Source organism: Pseudarthrobacter adonitolis, from assembly GCF_055412845.1.
The window spans coordinates 206,780-225,200 of sequence record NZ_JBVAYW010000002.1 but is presented as its reverse complement, the minus strand read 5'-3'; the positions used below and the strand labels follow the sequence as shown (position 1 = coordinate 225,200).

17 protein-coding genes and 1 pseudogene are annotated in these 18,421 nt (G+C 65.5%); 12 read left to right on the top strand and 6 right to left on the bottom strand.

Going from position 1 to position 18,421, the window contains the following annotated elements; genetic code table 11:
• The first annotated feature begins 11 nt into the window (after positions 1 to 11).
• Positions 12 to 899, top strand: a complete 888-nt coding sequence (locus tag ACZYZ4_RS03630; RefSeq protein WP_463858279.1) for a ComEA family DNA-binding protein — start codon at positions 12 to 14, stop codon at positions 897 to 899.
• Position 900: 1 nt separating this feature from the next.
• Positions 901 to 2,775: a ComEC/Rec2 family competence protein gene (locus ACZYZ4_RS03625; RefSeq protein ID WP_463858277.1), complete on the top strand. Its 1,875-nt coding sequence runs from the start codon at positions 901 to 903 to the stop codon at positions 2,773 to 2,775.
• Between the two features lie 345 nt (positions 2,776 to 3,120).
• On the opposite strand, the gene ACZYZ4_RS03620 is transcribed toward ACZYZ4_RS03625, so the two are convergent.
• Positions 3,121 to 4,167: a LacI family DNA-binding transcriptional regulator gene (locus ACZYZ4_RS03620; RefSeq protein WP_463858275.1), complete on the bottom strand. Its 1,047-nt coding sequence runs from the start codon at positions 4,165 to 4,167 to the stop codon at positions 3,121 to 3,123.
• A 31-nt stretch (positions 4,168 to 4,198) separates the two neighbouring features.
• Here ACZYZ4_RS03620 and ACZYZ4_RS03615 point away from each other — a divergent pair, with 31 nt between their 5' ends.
• The 5 genes and pseudogenes from ACZYZ4_RS03615 to holA all read left to right on the top strand — a co-directional run bounded on the left by ACZYZ4_RS03615 (position 4,199) and on the right by holA (position 8,144).
• Positions 4,199 to 5,470 carry an MFS transporter gene (locus ACZYZ4_RS03615; protein ID WP_463858273.1) on the top strand — a complete coding sequence of 424 codons (1,272 nt, stop codon included), beginning with the start codon at positions 4,199 to 4,201 and terminating at the stop codon, positions 5,468 to 5,470.
• A 52-nt stretch (positions 5,471 to 5,522) separates the two neighbouring features.
• A pseudogene (locus tag ACZYZ4_RS03610) lies at positions 5,523 to 6,058 on the top strand (DUF1349 domain-containing protein).
• 367 nt (positions 6,059 to 6,425) lie between these two features.
• Positions 6,426 to 6,581, top strand: a complete 156-nt coding sequence (locus ACZYZ4_RS03605; protein WP_463858271.1) for a hypothetical protein — start codon at positions 6,426 to 6,428, stop codon at positions 6,579 to 6,581.
• On the top strand, positions 6,568 to 6,822 hold the full coding sequence (locus ACZYZ4_RS03600) for a hypothetical protein (protein ID WP_463858270.1): 255 nt from the start codon (positions 6,568 to 6,570) through the stop codon (positions 6,820 to 6,822). The genes ACZYZ4_RS03605 and ACZYZ4_RS03600 overlap by 14 nt, the downstream gene beginning before the upstream one ends.
• 305 nt (positions 6,823 to 7,127) lie before the next feature.
• Complete coding sequence (gene holA, locus ACZYZ4_RS03595; RefSeq protein ID WP_463858268.1) at positions 7,128 to 8,144, top strand: DNA polymerase III subunit delta; 1,017 nt, start codon at positions 7,128 to 7,130, stop codon at positions 8,142 to 8,144.
• 120 nt (positions 8,145 to 8,264) lie between these two features.
• Here the strand turns inward: holA and rpsT are convergent, their stop codons facing one another.
• Together rpsT and ACZYZ4_RS03585 are read right to left on the bottom strand one after the other, a co-directional pair.
• Entirely contained in the window at positions 8,265 to 8,525 is a 261-nt protein-coding gene (gene rpsT / locus ACZYZ4_RS03590; protein ID WP_056340153.1) for a 30S ribosomal protein S20, read from the bottom strand.
• A gap of 169 nt (positions 8,526 to 8,694) precedes the next feature.
• Positions 8,695 to 9,243: a type II toxin-antitoxin system PemK/MazF family toxin gene (locus tag ACZYZ4_RS03585; protein ID WP_463858266.1), complete on the bottom strand. Its 549-nt coding sequence runs from the start codon at positions 9,241 to 9,243 to the stop codon at positions 8,695 to 8,697.
• 161 nt (positions 9,244 to 9,404) lie between these two features.
• Here ACZYZ4_RS03585 and lepA point away from each other — a divergent pair, with 161 nt between their 5' ends.
• Together lepA and hemW are read left to right on the top strand one after the other, a co-directional pair.
• Positions 9,405 to 11,258 (top strand): translation elongation factor 4, encoded by a 1,854-nt coding sequence (gene lepA / locus ACZYZ4_RS03580; protein WP_252565471.1) that lies wholly within the window; start codon positions 9,405 to 9,407, stop codon positions 11,256 to 11,258.
• A gap of 36 nt (positions 11,259 to 11,294) precedes the next feature.
• The gene (gene hemW / locus ACZYZ4_RS03575) at positions 11,295 to 12,524 is read left to right on the top strand and encodes a radical SAM family heme chaperone HemW (RefSeq protein ID WP_463858263.1); all 1,230 of its coding nucleotides are present in this window, start codon (positions 11,295 to 11,297) and stop codon (positions 12,522 to 12,524) included.
• 82 nt (positions 12,525 to 12,606) lie between these two features.
• On the opposite strand, the gene ACZYZ4_RS03570 is transcribed toward hemW, so the two are convergent.
• Both ACZYZ4_RS03570 and ACZYZ4_RS03565 read right to left on the bottom strand, forming a co-directional pair.
• Positions 12,607 to 13,026: a DUF4870 domain-containing protein gene (locus ACZYZ4_RS03570; protein WP_463858261.1), complete on the bottom strand. Its 420-nt coding sequence runs from the start codon at positions 13,024 to 13,026 to the stop codon at positions 12,607 to 12,609.
• A gap of 128 nt (positions 13,027 to 13,154) precedes the next feature.
• Positions 13,155 to 14,003 carry a DUF3097 domain-containing protein gene (locus tag ACZYZ4_RS03565; RefSeq protein ID WP_463858259.1) on the bottom strand — a complete coding sequence of 283 codons (849 nt, stop codon included), beginning with the start codon at positions 14,001 to 14,003 and terminating at the stop codon, positions 13,155 to 13,157.
• A gap of 135 nt (positions 14,004 to 14,138) precedes the next feature.
• On the opposite strand from ACZYZ4_RS03565, the gene hrcA reads away from it, so the two are divergent.
• From hrcA to ACZYZ4_RS03550, 3 genes are all read left to right on the top strand, one after another.
• Positions 14,139 to 15,152, top strand: a complete 1,014-nt coding sequence (hrcA, locus tag ACZYZ4_RS03560; protein WP_463858257.1) for a heat-inducible transcriptional repressor HrcA — start codon at positions 14,139 to 14,141, stop codon at positions 15,150 to 15,152.
• Between the two features lie 77 nt (positions 15,153 to 15,229).
• Positions 15,230 to 16,357, top strand: a complete 1,128-nt coding sequence (gene dnaJ / locus ACZYZ4_RS03555) for a molecular chaperone DnaJ (RefSeq protein ID WP_463858256.1) — start codon at positions 15,230 to 15,232, stop codon at positions 16,355 to 16,357.
• Between the two features lie 2 nt (positions 16,358 to 16,359).
• Positions 16,360 to 17,142 (top strand): 16S rRNA (uracil(1498)-N(3))-methyltransferase, encoded by a 783-nt coding sequence (locus ACZYZ4_RS03550; protein WP_463858255.1) that lies wholly within the window; start codon positions 16,360 to 16,362, stop codon positions 17,140 to 17,142.
• A 21-nt stretch (positions 17,143 to 17,163) separates the two neighbouring features.
• On the opposite strand, the gene ACZYZ4_RS03545 is transcribed toward ACZYZ4_RS03550, so the two are convergent.
• Positions 17,164 to 18,120, bottom strand: a complete 957-nt coding sequence (locus ACZYZ4_RS03545) for a GerMN domain-containing protein (protein ID WP_463858253.1) — start codon at positions 18,118 to 18,120, stop codon at positions 17,164 to 17,166.
• Positions 18,121 to 18,421 lie beyond the last annotated feature (301 nt).

The window sequence follows — 18,421 nt, the reverse complement described above, 5'->3', positions numbered from 1 at the left end:
GCGTTGGAAGCATGTCACGCCGGGACGCTGGAGCAGCACGCCAGGGGGCCCGGCATGCCCGGGACCGGCTGCGGTCCACGCTGGGAGTCGGCCCGGGGCTTCTGCTGACCGACGACGAAAAGGTCTTTGAGTACGACGGCGGTGCTCACGTTCCCGGTGACGCCTCCGCTTCGGGGGCTGCTGATGAGTCCCCTCCCGGTACCGGTAAGACGGGACCGGCCCTGAGATGGCGGGTGGGCCTGCGGGTCGCCGTGTTCATCGCCGCACTCGCGGTGCTGGGCGGCGCTTGGTTCTGGTCACAGGTTGCTGCCGGTCAGCCCGAAGCCATGCCACTGAGAGACATCTTCGCCGAGGGCAGCCTGCCCGCGGGGGAAGGAACCCAAGGCCAGGAGCCCCACGGGGCAGGGCCGCCTGAACCGCCATCGGAAAGTCCACCGGCCGGCACGGTCATTATCCATGTGGCCGGGGCCATCGCTGTGCCCGGGATTGTTCAGTTGCCCGCTGGCAGCCGGGTTCACGAAGCAGTCGCCGCGGCCGGCGGAGGCACGCCCACAGCAGACCTGAACCGCCTCAACCTTGCTGCCGTGCTGACGGACGGACAAAAGCTCTACGTTCCCCAGGCCGGCGAAGAAATCCCTGCTGCTTCGACCGGCGCACCCGGGGAAGCAGGAGAGGGACCTGGCGGCGGCGGGACCGCGTCAGCGGGAGGGAAGGTCAACCTCAACTCGGCAGGCGTCGAAGAACTGGACGCCCTGCCGAGGGTTGGGCCCGTGCTGGCGCAGCGGATCGTGGACTGGCGCAAGGAGCACGGCCCCTTCAAATCGGTCGAGGAGCTCGACGCCGTGGACGGCGTGGGTCCCAAGATGCTCGAAACACTCCTTTCCCTGGTAGGCGTCTGAGATGGCCGGGCGCAGCCCGTGGAGCCGCTTTGTTGACTCAGCCGTCCACGGCCAAGGGGCACCAGCGTCACCCGCAATTCCCGTGGCGACGGCCGCAGGGATCCAGAGTGCCGGCGTCCAGTCTGCCGGGCTGGAGGTCCGCAGGCTGGGTGAACGCGTCGGGGCGAAGCTTCGGGGCCAGGAGCCAGCGAACTCATCAACGGATGTGCCGCGCCGGCGCACCGACGTCAGGCTGGCGCTGCCCGCCTGCCTCGTCTGGGGTGCCGCCGTGGCCGGCGTATGGCTTTCCCCTGTGGCACTGGTGGGGCTGTGCTGCGCTTTGGTGCTCCTGGCTGCGTTCCTGTTAACAGGGGCCGCCCGCGGCAGGGGGCTTGGGGCCGGCCGGCGGAGCTTTCTCATGACCACAGCTGTTGCTTTGGTGCTGGCTGCAACCGCCGCTGCCCATTCGGCCGTCTCCTCGTCGCAACGCCATGATGGGCCGTTCGCCGAAGCGGTCGCCGCCGGCAACTCCGTAGTGGCCATCCTGGAAGTCACCGGATCCCCGCGGGCCATGACCCTCCCGGGAAGCGCGGGGCCGCCCGCGCGGTGGTCGGTACCGGCGCAGACGGAGGAGGTCACCGTCAGCGGCCGGGTCATCCGTACCCGTGCCCCGGTGGTGGTCAAGGGCGGCGAAGGCTGGGGAGACCTGGTGCCTGGCCAGATAGTCCGGACCGCCGGCAAGCTGAAGCCACCGGACGCAGGCCAGCAGGAAGCCGCTGTCCTGTCGGCCTCCTTGCCACCCCTCGCCGGCTCCGGGACCGGCAGCGGCGCCGGAGTCGATGATGCTGGCGCCCCGGGCTGGCAGCTCGTAGCGAAGGACCTGCGCGTCCGATATGTTTCCGCTGCGTCCTTCCTTGCCGCCGATCCGGCCGGTCTCCTGCCGGGCATGGTCACCGGAGATACCAGCGCCCTGGACGAAGGACTCAATGCGGCGATGAAAACGGTGGGCATGACCCACCTGACCGCGGTCAGCGGGGCCAACTGCGGCCTGGTCCTGGGAGCACTGCTGCTTGCTGCACGCAGCCTTCGGCTGCCCCGGGTCCCCGCAGCGGGACTGGCGTTGACCGGCCTGGGTATGTTTGTGGTGCTCGTGGGCCCGGACGCCAGCGTCCTGCGCGCTGCGCTGATGGGTTCAATCGCGGTCGCATCGCTGGCAGGGGGCCGGATGGGCCGCGGACTCAGCTTCCTTTGCCTCGCCGTGATAGGCCTGCTGCTGATCGACCCCGGACTGGGCACCAGCTTTGGGTTCCTGTTGTCAGTACTCGCAACCCTGGGCATCATCGTCCTGGGCAGACGAATGATTGACTGGACCCCTGCGGTGATTCCACGCTGGGCAGCCGCGGCCTGGGCCGTCCCGCTGTCCGCTCAGTTACTGTGTGGCCCGGTGATTGTGCTCCTGCAGCCCCAGTTCTCGACGTACTCGCTGCTCGCGAACCTGATGGCAGCCCCGCTGGTGGCACCGGTGACATTGCTGGGAACGGCCGCTGTCCCGCTGGTGGTCTCCGCACCCTGGTTGGCCACCGCCCTGATCGCCGTGGCAGGAACTTTCAGCGCCGGCGTAGCAGGAACCGCACGGATCACGGCCGGACTGCCCGGGGCTTCGCTGCCTTGGCCCGAAGGTCCGTTCGGTCTCCTGACCATGGTGCTGCTCTCCACCCTGACGTTTGCCGGTGTTTGGCTGGCCGTCCGCCCGCGACAGGCCTTCCGGGGGGTCCTGACACTGCACGCCCGGACGGAATCGATGCTGGGCCTCGCGGAACGCCACCTGCGGGCCACGCCGGGTCAGCGGCGGCCCAGGTGCGGTGCAGGTGAGCCGGAAGTTCGCCGTGTACCCTGATGAATTGGGGATGGATGCGGTTCTTAGGAGCGAAACAGAGATCACCCATGAAGCCCTCGACGCAGCCGGCACGCCCGGAGCGGGGATGTGGCGCTCTTTCCTCATCGCCACCGCCGTTCTGCCCGACCGGAACGAGCGCCTAACCGGCCTCGCCCCATCAACGACGGTCCGTTGGAATGCCGCCATGTCGGCCAGAACGCAAGGAATCTACCGTCGCTGGATGCATCAAAGTTGGTAGATAGAAGGACATGAGGTTCGAGAGGTCAGCGGGGGCCGGTCCGGTGATTGAGGGCCTCTTCATGGGGGTAGCGGTTCCACTCCGCATGCTCTCAGATGACTGCTCGGCTACCGGGTAGTACGCCCGGTAACCAGCCGCCAGGGTTGCGGCTGAACTGTGGGGTTGCCCGTGATGACGGCCTCGGCGCAGGCGGCTCCTTGCCCGCGGAGGTCCTGCTCTATGGTAGTGAGCCGGCAGTCCTGTGCGGTGTCGGAGGCATCCCACCCGGTCACAGCAAGACCGGTGGGAATCGGGATGCCAGCCTGCGCCGCAGCATCGAGGACCCCTCGGGCCTGCTCATCACTCATCGTGAGGATCAGATCCGGTCGGTCGCCGCCGCTGAGCAGTCTTTCGCCGGCCCGTGCCGACTCGGCGGCGCTGTTGGTCGAACACGCCGCCACGGGGATCTGGTTCCAGTGGAATCCTGCGGCGGTGATGGCGTCCTGGAATCCCAGCAGCCGGTTCCGGGTGACAGGGAAGGTGGCTGCCGCGGGGTCCGGCCCAAGAGTGAGCGCTTCGGCCCGTACCTTGGAAAAGGGAAAGCTCACAACCGCCGGGCGCCTGCACTGACGCAGCCCCGCCTCCGCGACCGCCCGTGCCGCCGCCCTGTCCTCGATGCCCACCAGGCCGAACTCGTTCCTCTGCGGGCCGCCGTGGATGGTGACCGGCCGGCCCGTCACCGCCAGGGCGTCAAGGACAGGGTCATCCTCCGTAGTCGTCCACACCACGAAGCCGTCTACGGCTGCGGCTCGGATGCGCTGTGCGTCCTCAGCCGAACCGTTCGTGGGAAGAATGGTCATGGCCAGCCCGTGCCCGGCGCACACATCTGCTATCCCGGCGAGAAACCGCGTCGCCTGGGGATCATCGAAGGCGTAGGAAAGGCTCTCTCCCAAGACCACTCCGAGCGCGCCACTGGTTCCCCGGCGCAGGGACCGGGCGCTGGGATCCGGTCCGGGATACCCCAGCACCTCCGCGGCCAACAGTACTTTCTCCCGGGACGCCGCGGACACGCGCGAGGGGGTGCTGTAGGTGTAAGAGGCGGTCATCACGGAAACCCCAGCCGTGCGTGCCACCTCACTGAGCGTGACTCGGGAGCCCGAAGCGGATGATGACATGAACCCAGCATACTTGTGTATCGTTACACAAATGATCCGCTCACGAGTGTTTCCCGCCCTCAGTCCATCCCTGGCGTCCTACGCGTCGTTCGCGGCGTTCGGAATCTTTTGGGGCACCTGGGGCGCGTCGGTTCCAGGCATCAGATCCCAGGCAGGTATCTCCGATGGCCAGCTGGGGATGGCCCTGTTGTTCATTGGTGCCGGGGCGCTGCCGGCCATGCTGCTGACCGGCCGGGCAATCGACCGGCTAGGGATCCGCTTCACGGCGGCGGTGGCCCTTACGGGTCAGGGAGTCTCGGGGCTGATCATCGCATTGGGCGCGACGGACTTCACGAGCTTGTGTGTGGGCCTGCTGCTTGTGGGTGCGGCCAGCGGAGCGGCCGACGTCGCGATCAACGCGGCGGCGGGGGCTGCGGAGCAGGCAGCGGCCAGACCGGTCATCACGCGCTCCCACGGCATGTTTTCCGCCTTCGTGGTCGTCTCCAGCCTGGGCACCGGTCTGTCAGCTTCATTTGGCGCCCCCATCGTGTTCTCCTTCGTCGTTGTCGTTGCAGCATCGGTCATTGTCGGTCTGTTTCTCCTGCTCGCACTTCCTCCCCGGACTCCATCCGGTGCCCCGCCCGGGGCGAGGGAAGAGGGAGCTGAAGCGCGGGACCGCCGCGGCAGCGCCGGAGCAGAGGTGCCGGTGCTGGCAGTCCTCCTCCTCGGAACTCTCGGGGCTCTGGCCTTCGCCGGCGAAAACGCCCACCAGAGCTGGTCCGCCGTGTTCTTTGAAGACGAGCTGGGGACCGGTCCCGGGCTGAGCTCCACCGCCCCTGCCGTGTTCGCCGCCGTGGTCGCCATCACCCGATTCAGCGCCGGAGCCCTGAAACCATCCCAGGCCAGGAGCACACTGATCCTTGGGGCGGCCGCTGCCAGTCTCGGCGCGGCGATACTTGCCGCTGCGCCAACGACCATCGTCGCCTGGATCGGACTGGCGGCCGCCGCCGCCGGCACTGCGGTCCTGTATCCGACCCTGTTGGGAATGATATCCCGCTTCACCCGCGAAGAAGCCCGCGGCAGGGCCACATCCCTCCTCGCGACCGTGTCCTACCTCGGGTTTCTCCTCGGTCCTGTCTACGTCGGGCTGTGGTCCGAAGCGGCAGACCTGCGCGGGTCCATGCTGGCCGTGGCCGGACTTTGCGCGACCCTGCTCGCCCTCACCCCGGTGCTCCTGCGGATCTGCCAGCACCTTATCGGTTCCTCTCCCTCGAGAGATGACCTGCAGTTCATTCGAAACCCACAGGAGGACCGCCGTGTTTGACGGAATGACCTGGCTAAATGAAGCAGTCCGCTGGACGGCCGGCAGATAGTCCCTGAGCGTCACTTCAGCTCCGGAAACGGACTTCTGGCGGAAAACCCATTACGGCTTCATCCACGACAACGGGCACTTCCTTCACCGTGAGGTCGCCGGCGACTTCACAGCCACCGTTACCCTTCCGGCGACTTCCACACCCTCTATGACCAGGCTGGGCTCATGATCCGGGCCAGTGAACAAATCTGGGTCAAAACCGGCGTCGAGTACACCGATGACGCCCTCCATCTCAGCACAGTCCTCACCAACGGCCGCTCCGATTGGTCCGTCGCACCGTTACCGCGCACGCCTGCCGAAGTCACCCTCCAAGGCAGTACAGTGCGCACCCAGTACCTCCAACCCGCCGACATGATCGGGCAGTGGCAAATGCTGCGCCTGGCACACCTGCCAAGTCGGCATAATGACCTGTTCGCCCAAACGCGGCGGATTGCACACCCAGTTCAGAGACCTCTCCATAAAGTCCTCACATGCGATCGACTTACACCCGCATTGATAGCCAAGCGGGCGACCGAGCACGGGTTCGAGTCGCGATTCTGATTGTGGGACTCTGGCCGTGACAGGTATCCGAACTTGGAGCTGCATCCGGCCGGCCTCCTAGACATGTCCCCTTTGCTGGGCACTGGCGGCGGGATACGGCACACTCCTGAGTCGCCGAAGGGGGCCCAGGTCTCGCAGTAGGAACGCCAGCGGGAACACGTATTCAGTAGGGACGTCCTCCGAACTCGGTGGAGTGCTACCTGGAGGTCCACCAGTATTCCTCGCTGATCGCGGTCAACTTCCCGCCGTCGACACTTAATGCTGGCGTGCAGTCCGCCATGGGGCTTTGCGTCGTTTATCCAGGCGTTCGGCAAGCGGTATTGCCGCCCAGGGAACGAACCTCGCCGGCGCATTAGGCTGAGTGACTATGGAGAAGAACCAAAAATTGCTGGTGCTGGCCAATGGGTTTCTCGGGACCCTTGTGGCACGCGGCGTCACTGACATCGCCACGGACAACATCGCCTTCGAAGGTCCTTTTCCTGTCCGCCTGGCGCCAATGGCAGCCCACTGTGCAGTCACCTGAGGCACTCCCCAAGATCGAATTCGGCGCCGTGAACCAGCCCCGGAACATCATCTTCCGGGTGAACAGGTCGACGTCCCCGTTCAAGAACTTCCGGTCGGAAGACATCGACCAGAATTCCACGCCCGAGGAGTTCCTTGAGGACTGGCGCTCTGAGCTGCCGGTCAGTGACTGGCTAAACCTGGCTGACCTTTTTCTACTGGAAGTGGACGCTAGGAACACCCGGGCAGCTGATCGCAGTTAGCCGTAGGCTTCACGCAGGGGTGTCTTGGAAGTTAAGTCCGACGTCCAAACGGAGACGGAGAATTGTCCTTGCNCCTGACGTTTGCCGGTGTTTGGCTGGCCGTCCGCCCGCGACAGGCCTTCCGGGGGGTCCTGACACTGCACGCCCGGACGGAATCGATGCTGGGCCTCGCGGAACGCCACCTGCGGGTTGGCGCGGTCCGGGCCGGACCAACGCGGCCCGAACCAACGTGGTCCCGGCTTGGTGGCGGCGGCCCACCGTGGCAGGCTTAGACACTGCACCAGAATTTCCGGGAGGAACCCACCATGGCCGCTGCCCAGAACACCCGAACCAGGACTCCGGCGACCAACGCGGCCACCTGGCGGGACGTGACGCCTGCCGAAATCGTCCTGGTGGGCGGACCGGAGGAATACCTTGGCATCCGTGCCATGGACCATGTCCGCGCCCAGGTGCGCACGGCGTTCCCCGACGTCGAAGTCAGCCGCCTCGCGGCCGGCACCTACGAAGCCGGGACCCTCGCCATGAACGTCAGCCCCTCACTCTTCGGTGAGCGCAAACTGATCGAGGTCGAAGGCGTTGAAGGCATGAACGACGCCTTCCTGGCCGACGCACTGACCTACCTGGCCCGCCCGGAGCCGGACGCGGTGCTCGTCCTGCGCCACGCCGGGGGAGTCCGCGGCAAGAAGCTCCTCGATGCCGTCAAAACCGGCGGTTGGCCCGTAGTGGACTGCCAGCCCCTGAAGAAGGATGCGGATAAGGCCACCTTCGTGGCAACTGAATTCAGGGCCGCCGGACGGAAGATCAGCTCGGACGCCGTTCAGACGCTGGTCAATGCCGTCGGCGCCAACCTTTCGGAACTCGCGGCGGCGTGCAGCCAACTGATCGCGGATGCCACGGGAGCAGTGACCCCGGAGATGGTGGACCGCTACTACGGCGGCCGGATCGAAGCCACGGCCTTCAAGGTCGCGGACGCCGCCATGGCCGGAAACGGTCCAGCGGCGCTCTCCACCCTTCGCCACGCGCTGGCCACCGGCGCCGATCCGGTTCCGCTGGTGGCGGCGCTGGCAGCCAAGCTGCGGACGGTGGCCAAAGTTGCCGGCGCTCAGGGGTCCCCGGCGCAGATCGCCCGAGATCTGGGCATGCAGCCCTGGCTCGTGGAGCAGGCCCAGCGCGATGTGCGCCGTTGGACCCCGGAGGGCCTGGTCCGCTCCATCCAGGCCACCGCCGAGGCCGACGCCCAGGTCAAGGGCCTTTCGCGTGATCCCGTCTATGCCGTTGAACACGCAGTGACCGTCATTGCAACCTCCGTGCGCGGGCACTGACTCCAGCTGATTGCGGCTGCGGTTGGTGGCTCTGACGGAGAGGCCCGGACGGCTGAAAGATTTGTGGCCGGCACCCATCGGGTACCGGCCACAATCATCAGTTCAGGTGAACTGGAAACCTTACAGCGCGTTGACCTTCTTGGAGATGGCCGACTTGCGGTTTGCTGCGTTGTTCTTGTGCAGAACACCCTTGCTGACAGCCTTGTCCAGCTTGCGGCCGGCAACAAGCAGGGCAGCGGCAGCTGCATCCTTGTCGGTGGACTCAACGGCGGTGTTGACGGCGCGGATGGCCGTCTTCAGCTCAGACTTGACTGCGTTGTTGCGCAGGCGGGCCTTCTCGTTGGTAAGGATGCGCTTCTTCTGGGACTTGATATTAGCCACGTGTGAACTCTCTTTTTAATGCGGAAATGGTCTAGAGGGCTTTCAGATTGGCCATTGACTGAGCGGCGTGGGGATACCTATGGCGGCCAACCATCAGTGGCCGTCGACCTGCACGGACACACAGCTATAAAGAATAGCAGACCCCCCGGAAGCTGGCCATTTTGGCGGGCTATTCCCAGCCGTGTCGCCGCCGTATACCTGCAGCCACCAGATCGAAACGTTTCCGGTCCAGAACAGCACCTTCGCGCCGGATGGCGTCCGAGCTGATCTGCAGGATCCGCCCGAGGTTCGCCTCGCTGGGCCGCTGCTGGCGGTCCCAACTGCCGGTTCCGATGTCCACGTACTCGCCGGACCCGTTGCCGGCCTGGTCGTGGTCCTTGCTGGTGAGCATCACCCCCAGCAGGTACCGCCCATTCTTGCCCACCAGCAGAACAGGACGGTCTTTGCCCCGGCTGCGGTCCTCTTCATATGGAACCCACGTCCACACAATCTCGCCGGGGTCGGGACTGCCGTCGGGCTGCGGGGCGTACCGGATGGCTGCTTTGCCGTGGAAGTCGCCAGGATAGGTGCCGGGCGGGGTCGGCCTGACCGGCGGTGCCTGGCGGGCCGGCGTGGGCGTGCCCGGTCCCGCAGATCCGGTTGGGCCGGAACGGTATCTCTGCAGGAACCTGACGGATATCCGGACGGCGTGGGCCAAGGAGCGGAGGTTGATAGGCATGGGGCAAGACTATCGCCGGGCCCGTGTACCGGTTTGACCTGAATGCAATACGATGCGCCCGGACGTGGGAGACTGGAAGTTCCAAATGTGCGGTCCGGCCGCAGGGTGCCCTCGGTGCGTCCTGGCGGTGGCCGCGTGAATGCCAACAGTAAGGACCCTGCGTGTCTCCCATGGCCCGCACCGCCCCGGTGCCCGCCGCGACAGATCCGGCCATCATTCGGAATTTCTGCATCATCGCGCACATTGACCACGGCAAGTCCACCCTGGCAGACCGCATGCTGCAGTACACCGGGGTGGTTAAGTCCCGCGATATGAAGGCCCAGTACCTGGATCGCATGGACATTGAGCGCGAACGCGGCATCACCATTAAGTCCCAGGCTGTCCGTATGCCCTGGGAACTCGACGGCACCAGCTACGCGCTGAACATGATCGACACCCCCGGCCACGTGGACTTCACCTACGAAGTGTCCCGCTCGCTGGCCGCCTGCGAAGGAGCAGTGTTGCTCGTTGACGCGGCGCAGGGCATCGAGGCCCAGACCCTCGCGAACCTGTACCTGGCGATGGAAAACAACCTCACCATCATCCCGGTGCTGAACAAGATTGACCTCCCGGCAGCCCAGCCTGAGAAGTACGCAGCCGAACTCGCCAGCCTGATCGGCGGCGACCCCGACGACGTGCTCCGTGTCTCCGGCAAGACCGGCATGGGCGTCGAGGTCCTGCTGGACAAGATCGTCCGCGACCTGCCAGCCCCCGTAGGGGACCCGAACGCCCCCGCGCGCGCGATGATTTTCGACTCGGTCTACGACACGTACCGCGGTGTGGTCACCTACGTCCGCGTCGTTGACGGCATGCTCCACCCCCGTGAACGCATCCAGATGATGTCCACTCGTGCCACCCACGAACTTCTCGAGATCGGCGTGAGCTCCCCGGAGCCCACCCCTTCCAAAGGCCTCGGCGTGGGCGAAGTGGGCTACCTCATCACCGGTGTGAAGGACGTCCGCCTGTCCAAGGTTGGCGACACCGTCACCAACCTGGCCAAGCCTGCCACTGCGTCCCTTCCAGGCTATGCGGATGCCAAGCCGATGGTCTTCTCGGGCCTGTATCCGTTGGATGGCACGGACTATCCGGTACTTCGCGATGCGCTGGAGAAGCTGATGCTCAACGACGCCGCGCTTGTCTATGAGCCCGAAACGTCGGCCGCGCTCGGCTTCGGCTTCCGCGTCGGCTTCCTCGGCCTGCTCCACCTGGAAATCACCAGGGAGCGGCTCGAACGCGAATACAATCTTGACCTGATCTCCACTGCCCCCAACGTGGAGTATGAGGTAACACTGGAGGACAAGAAGGTGGTCCATGTGACCAACCCCAGCGAATACCCTTCCGGCAAGATCGCCGAGGTCCGCGAGCCGATGGTGGCTGCCACCATCCTGGCGCCGAATGAGTTTGTGGGCGCCATCATGGAGCTCTGCCAGAGCCGCCGCGGTGTTATAGGCGGCATGGACTACCTGTCCGAGGACAGGGTTGAAATCCGGTACCGGCTGCCGCTCGCTGAGATCGTGTTCGATTTCTTTGACATCCTCAAATCCAAGACCCGTGGCTACGGCTCGCTGGACTGGAAGGCCGACGGCGAGCAGGTGGCCGACCTGGTCAAGGTGGACATCATGCTCCAGGGCGAACAGGTGGATGCCTTCTCGGCCATCACGCACCGCGAGAAGGCCTATGCCTACGGTGTGATGATGACCGGCAAACTGCGCGAGCTCATTCCCCGCCAGCAGTTTGAGGTGCCCATCCAGGCTGCCATCGGCTCCAGGATCATCGCCCGGGAAAGCATCCGCGCCATCCGCAAGGACGTTCTGGCCAAGTGCTACGGCGGCGATATTTCCCGGAAGCGCAAACTGCTGGAGAAGCAGAAGGAAGGCAAAAAGCGCATGAAGATGGTGGGCCGCGTTGAGGTTCCCCAGGAAGCCTTTATCGCTGCGCTGACCACCGACGAGTCCAAGGACAAGGCCAAGAAGTAGTGATGACAGTGGCCGGCAACACCGGACGCCCCCGCAATGCCTAGCATTCTTCCCCTCGGCGACCCGGCGCCGTCGGACGGTCTGCTGCCCGCCCAGGCAGTGGACGGTGCGGCGGACCGGGCTTTCGGGTTGTACGTGCACATCCCGTTCTGCGCGGTGCGCTGCGGATACTGTGACTTCAACACGTACACGGCCACCGAGCTGGGCGGCGGAGCGTCGCAGGACGCCTACGCCACCACGGCCGTGTCCGAGGTGGATTTTGCGGCCACGGTCCTGCGGGCCTCCGGTCTTCCGGACCGGCCCCTGAGCACAGTCTTCTTCGGCGGCGGCACCCCTACGTTGCTCCCCGCGGAAGACCTCGCGCGGATACTGACGGCCGCCGTCGGGCACTGGGGCCTGGAACCCGGCGCCGAAGTGACCACCGAAGCAAACCCCGATTCGGTCACCCCTGCATCCCTGCGGGTGCTGGCCGATGCCGGTTTCACCCGGGTTTCCTTTGGCATGCAGTCTGCCGTTCCCCACGTCCTGAGGGTCCTTGACCGCACGCACACGCCCAGCCGCGTGCCGCAGGTGGTGCAATGGGCGCGCGATGCCGGACTGGCCGTGAGCCTGGATCTTATCTACGGGACGCCGGGGGAGGCCCTGGAGGACTGGCGGTTCTCGCTGCAGACGGCGCTGTCCTACCAGCCTGACCACATCAGTGCCTACGCGCTGATCGTGGAGGACGGCACCAAGCTGGCCGCCCAGATCCGCCGTGGTGAAGTCCCGGGAATCGACGACGACGACCACGCCGACAAGTACGAACTCGCCGATCAGCTGATTGGCGCTGCGGGCCTCAGCTGGTATGAGGTCAGCAACTGGTCCCGGACGCCGGAGCAGGCATGCCGGCACAACCTTGCGTACTGGCGGGGGGACGACTGGTGGGGCATCGGACCAGGTGCACACTCACACGTCGGCGGAGTGCGGTGGTGGAACGTCAAGCACCCTACTGCCTACGCCGGACGGCTCGCGCAGCGGCTGTCACCGGCCGCCGGGCGGGAAACTCTTGACGCCGAAACCCGCGACGTGGAGCGTGTGATGCTCGAGGCCCGGCTCGTGTCGGGGCTGGCAACGTCAACGCTGGGCGAACACGGCCGTCACGCCGTGGCCGGGCTCATTGCCGACGGCCTGGTGGAGGCGCCCGCTGCCTTCCAGGGCAAGCTGGTCTTGACCCTGAGGGGCCGCCTGCTGGCCGACGCTGTGGTCCGCAGGATCCTGCCGGACTAGCGCGGGGGTCCATTTCCAACACTCGCAAGCTCGCGTCGGGGCCCTCGGGACGCCGCTTAGCGGATCCAGCGCAAGTTGTCGCTTACTTGATCCAGCGCAGGTTGTACTGGTAGCGGTGAGGCTGGCCCTTGTTGACATGGATGCCTGCGGAAACTGAGAAGCAGGTCAGGGCAATCCAAATCAGGGTGGCGATGACGGCGAAGATATTTCCCACCACCGGAATGAAAACCAGGACGTTGGCCACCAGGGCAGCAATGGTGGGCGGCAGGCTGAAGTTCAGCGCTTCCTTGGATTCCTGGGCGGTAAACGGCCCGCGCTCACGGAAAATCAAGTAGATCAGCAGTGACGGAACACAGCCGAGGATCCCGCCAAAGTGTGCCAGCGTGGCCCATTGGCGGTCTTCGCTGGCCGTCAGGGGCAGCGCATTTGCCGGAACGCCCTGGTACTCGGAACGGGCCTGGCCGCCGTGGTCGTCCCGGTGCTCGCGTGCGTTTTGTGCCACGGTTTTCTTCCTTTGAAAGTGCAATGGTGCTGGGTTGGAGAATGCCGGACTGAAGCAACTGCAGCCTCCGCAGTACCAAGAATACTGGTTCGGCCACCGAATGCCGCCGCCCGCAGCCGGATCCGGCGTTATGGCACTGTCAGGAAGTCTATGACTTCCTCCACTCTCCCGAGCAGTGATGCTTCCAGATCCGCGTAGCTGCGGACAGCGCCGAGCAGCTTTTGCCAGCCAAGCCCGGTGTCTTCCTTGGTGGAGTGCGGCCAGCCGAACGCTGCCAGGATGCCGGTCTTCCAGTCCTCCCCGCGGGGCACCACCGGCCATTGTTCGATGCCCAGTACGGCGGGCCGGATTGCCTGCCATACGTCAACGTAAGGGTGCCCGACGATCAGGACATTCCCGGCCGCGCCGGGAGAAGCCATCACGGCGGCAGCGATGCGCGACTCCTTCGAGTCCGGCACCAGATGGTCCACCAGGACCCCCAGCCGCCGGCCCGGACCGGGACCGAACGCGGCCACCGCCCCCGCCAGGTCATCAATGCCGTGCAAAGGTTCGACGACGATGCCCTCTACGCGGAGATCGTCACCCCAGACTTTTTCCACGAGTTCGGCGTCGTGTTTTCCCTCCACCCAGATTCTGCTCGCCTTGGCCACCTGGGCACGCTGGCCAGCCACACGGACTGAGCCGGACGCCGTCCGGCCGGCGACCACGGCGGCTGGCTGCCTGGGCGCCGGGGGAACGAGCCGGATGGGCTGTCCCTCCAGGAGGAACCCGAAGCCGAGCCGGAAGGATCGGGACTTTCCGCGTCGGTCTTCGAGGGCCACTACATGCATGCCGCCGGACTTCTCCACCCGGGTCACCGCTCCCACCCAGCCTGACTGGGCGTCTTCGAGAACCATGCCGCGTTCCACAGGAACCTCAGGGAGTTCGCTTCTGACGGGCGCGGTGATCTCCTGCGGACCCCAGTTCTGGTATTGCATGGATTGATTCCGCCTTGCCGCTAGATCCTGGCCCGGAATTCGCCCGGAGCGGTACCAATGCTAACAACGGGGTGACTCATATTAGACTGTTAGCACTTAGGCATGTCGAGTGCTAACCCTGGATGGAGGTGGAGTATGAGCGAGCCGCGCAAACTCGAAGTACTGCGCGCCATCGTGGAGGACTATGTGCACTCCCGCGAGCCAGTGGGTTCCAAGGCGCTCGTGGAACGCCATCACCTCGGAGTATCCAGCGCCACCATCCGCAACGACATGGCGGCCTTGGAAGACGACGGCCTGATCACGGCCCCGCACACCAGCGCCGGACGAATCCCCACCGACAAAGGCTATCGGCTGTTTGTGGACCAGATTTCAGCGGTAAAGCCGCTGTCCCAGGCGGAACGGCGTGCAATCCAGTCGCTGCTGGAGGGCTCAGACGATCTGGACGACGTCCTGGACAGGACCGTCAGGATGCTGTCACAGCTGACCAACCAGGTCGCCGTGGTCCAGTATCCCCATCTGAGCCGCGCCACCATCCGCCATATCGAATTCGTGCTGCTCGCGCCCCGGCAGGTCCTGGTGGTCCTCATCGCCACCACCGGCAAAGTCGAACAGCGCGTGATCGACGTCGGCCAGGACCTCGGCGAAGACGTCATCGCCGCCTTGCGGACACACTTCCTCGGATTATTGGCGGGCACTTCGCTGAGCCGTCTGACGCCGTCGCTGCCGGGAGTCGTTTCATCCGTCAGTCCGGGCCAGCGCGCGGCCGCCCAGGCTTTGGCCCAGGGGCTGGAAACGCTCGCCCACAACAGCCGTGAGGAACGCATGGTTATGGCCGGAACGGCGAACCTTGCCCGCTCCAATGTGGATTTTCCGCTGAGTATCGGACCCGTCCTGGAAGCCCTTGAGGAGCAGGTTGTCCTGCTACGCCTCCTGAGTGACATGGCTCAGGATCCGAGGGGCGTGGCAGTCAGTATCGGGCGTGAGAACCCTTACGACGGGCTCGCGGAAGCCTCCGTGGTGGCCACGGGCTACGGACCTGACAGCACGGCCAAGATCGGTGTGCTGGGCCCCACCCGGATGGACTATCCCACCACCATGGCCGCCGTCAGGGCAGTTGCCCGTTACCTTTCAAGAATTCTGGGTCCGTAACAGCACCACGGTCCAGGCACAAAGAGCAGTGCCGGCAGCCCGGCTGCCGGCAGTACAACAAGGAAGAGATACGAACTTTGAGCAGCCACTACGACGTCCTCGGAGTCTCGCCGGAAGCCACCGGGGAAGAGATCAAGAAGGCCTACCGCAAGCTGGCCCGGACTCTTCACCCGGACGTAAACCCCGGGGACGATGCATCGGACCGCTTCAAGGCCGTGACCCACGCCTATGAGGTACTTTCGGACCCGCAGAAGCGCCGGATCTACGACACCACCGGCAACGAGAACGGCACCGACAACGGGTTCGGCGGCGCCGGATACTCCGGCCAGGGCTTCGCGTTCCAGGACATCTTTGACACGTTCTTCGGTGCCGGCGGGTCCTCCGGCCCCGCGTCCCGGGTCCGCCGCGGCCAGGACGCGTTGATCAGTGTCCGGATCGAACTCCGCGATGCGGTGTTCGGCGTCAACCGGAAACTCGAAGTGGACACCGCCGTAACCTGCCCCACCTGCAACGGCTCATGCTGCCGCGAAGGCAGCCATCCTGTCCGCTGCGATATCTGCGGCGGCAGCGGCCAGGTCCAGCGCGCGGTGCGTTCCATCCTGGGCCAGGTCATGACGGCGGCCCCGTGTGGCAGCTGCGAAGGCTTCGGAACGGTCATCAAGGACCCCTGCAACGAATGCAGCGGCCAAGGCCGCATCCGCAGCCGGCGGTCGCTCACCATCAAGGTGCCGGCCGGTGTTGCCACAGGCACCCGGATCCAGCTCTCCGGACAGGGCGAAGCGGGCCCCGCCGGAGGACCGTCCGGGGACCTGTACGTCGAACTCCGGGTCAACAACGACGCCACCTATGCCCGTGACGGTGACGACCTGCACGCCACGTTGCACATCCCGATGACTGCCGCCGCCCTGGGCACTGAGCTCTCACTGGAAACCTTTGACGGGCTGCAGGAGATCGACGTCAAGGCGGGGACGCAGTCCGGGGAGATTATCACGCTCCGTGGACTCGGCGTGACGCACCTGCGCGGTTACGGCCGCGGAGACCTGATGGTCCATCTGCAGGTGGAGACACCGGCCAAGCTGGATGCCGCGCAGGAGGATCTCCTGCAGCAGCTGGCGAAGCTACGTGGCGAACAGTTCACGGAAGGCAAGCTGGCTGCCAGCGGCGGCGTCTTTGCCAAGCTGCGGGACCGGTTCGGTAACCTGTAGCGGTGAGCAATCCCGTTTTCTTCACCGGCGCCGGGTCGCTGGACGAGCTGGTGCCCGGTGGTCGCTTTGTCCTTCACGGGCCGGAGGCACGCCATGCCGTGACCGTGAAGCGGCTCGCTCCCGGGGAAGCGGTAGACATTGCCGACGGCGCCGGAAAGCGGCTGACGGGAACTGTCGTTTCGGCGTCGCCTGCAGAGCTCACCGTGGAATGCTCCGCCCTTGTAGTGGAGGACCAGCCCGATATCCGGCTGGTGCTGGTCCAGGCACTGGCCAAGGGGGACCGCGATGAACTGGCCGTGGAAACGGCAACTGAACTGGGGATCGACGCCGTGGTTCCGTGGCAGTCCGAGCGGTCGATTGTCCGCTGGAAGGGTGAGCGCGCCGCCAAGGCCCACGCGAAATGGCAATCTGTGGTCACTGCTGCCGCCAAACAGGCGCGCCGCGCCTGGATCCCCGAGGTACGGGCCGCCGTCGAAACGCCTGGCCTTGTGGCTGCCGTGGCGGCAGCAAACCTGGCCGTGATCCTACACGAAGACGCGGTCCGGCCGCTGCGTTCCGTCCTGGAATCATGGCAGGCCACCCACGCTGACGCAGGGCCCCTGGAAATTCTGCTCATCGTTGGCCCGGAAGGCGGAATCAGTCCCCGCGAAGTCACCCGGCTTTGCGACGCCGGCGCCGTGACGGCGCTCCTGGGACACCACGTCCTGAGGTCATCCACGGCCGGACCGGCAGCGGTTGTTCTGGCGAGCGATGTACTGGGACGCTGGAGAGCCCCGGTATCCTGAGGCCGCCCGCTGCGAGGTCTCCTACCGGACGTTGAAGTTCCGCGTATCCACATTCAGCTCCTGGCCGCTGCCGTCCGCACCCACCTGCGAAACACGGAGCTCGTAACTTCCCGAGGACAGGCTAAGGGCAAGGGTGAACAGTCCCGACTGGGCCGCCTCGGCAGCTGCAGTGGTCTCCCCGGTCAGGTAGGGCGTTTTGTCCCCATTTGCTTCGGCCCGCAGGATCTGCCAGCGGAGCTTACCGCCCGGGACCGTGCTGCGGCCGCTGATCTTGACGCTTCCGCCGGCCATGTCGATCCCTTCCTGCGGATCGATGATCCATACGGGCGCCACCATCCCGTCGGCGCGGGACATGGGAGCGCCAAGCTGGACGTGGTCGAAGGCAACGTAATCGGTGTGGCTGTCCACCAGGATCCTGACCTGGATCTGCTGGCCGGAATCGATCAGGCCGGAACTCGCTGCCGCTGCCGTGGCCGTGAAGACCAGCTGTTGGATGGCGCGGCCGGCCATGTCGGCGTCGAGATTGCTGTTAAAGGCATCCTCCGAGACGTCGACGGTGATGACGTTCTTGCCGGAGATGGACGAGGCGAGTTTCTCGGGATTTTGCCAGGGCGTGAAGAAGTCCGGGTCCAGCGGCTTCTCAGACATCATGGCCCGCAAAGCACGGGTCACGGGATTCTCCTGCTCCGGAACGTCCCGGAATTCCCGGTACAGGAACACATTGCTGTTGCTTCGGCCAATCCAGTAGACCGGTGCCTTACTAGACGACTGCGTGGTTTCCAGGGGCGCGCTGGTGGAGGCTGCCCCGGGGGAGCCGGTGGCGGCAGAGCTGGAGTTTGCCGTCAGGTTCGGCTCAGGGCTGGGGTCCGCGATGCAACCGGTGAGAAGGAGTAAAGGCGGAAGTAGAGCCAGGAGACGTTGCGGACGGAAACGCGGCGCGGCGCGTCCGGCAGTGAGGGGGGTCGCTGTTTCCGACACTCTCGTGGCCCTGTCCTTCCTGGCTAAGAAATGGTGAGGCCTGGGCCTCGGGAGCCGGTCCCCCGACGGCCTTGATTTCCAGCATCGCATAGCCAGCCCTCCCAAAAGGACCGAATACGGGCCGCCGGCCCAACTGCAACGGGAACGATATGAGCCCGATATGAAGTTGATACCTAATGACGCCAAACCATCCCGCAGCAAGCCGGTGACGGGCGCCCTTGCCGGAGACCGCAGGCGCTCCCGGGAGGTTCCTCCTGGCGTAAGATGGAAGGACTCCGCTGGCTCTCGCGTGATCGGCAAC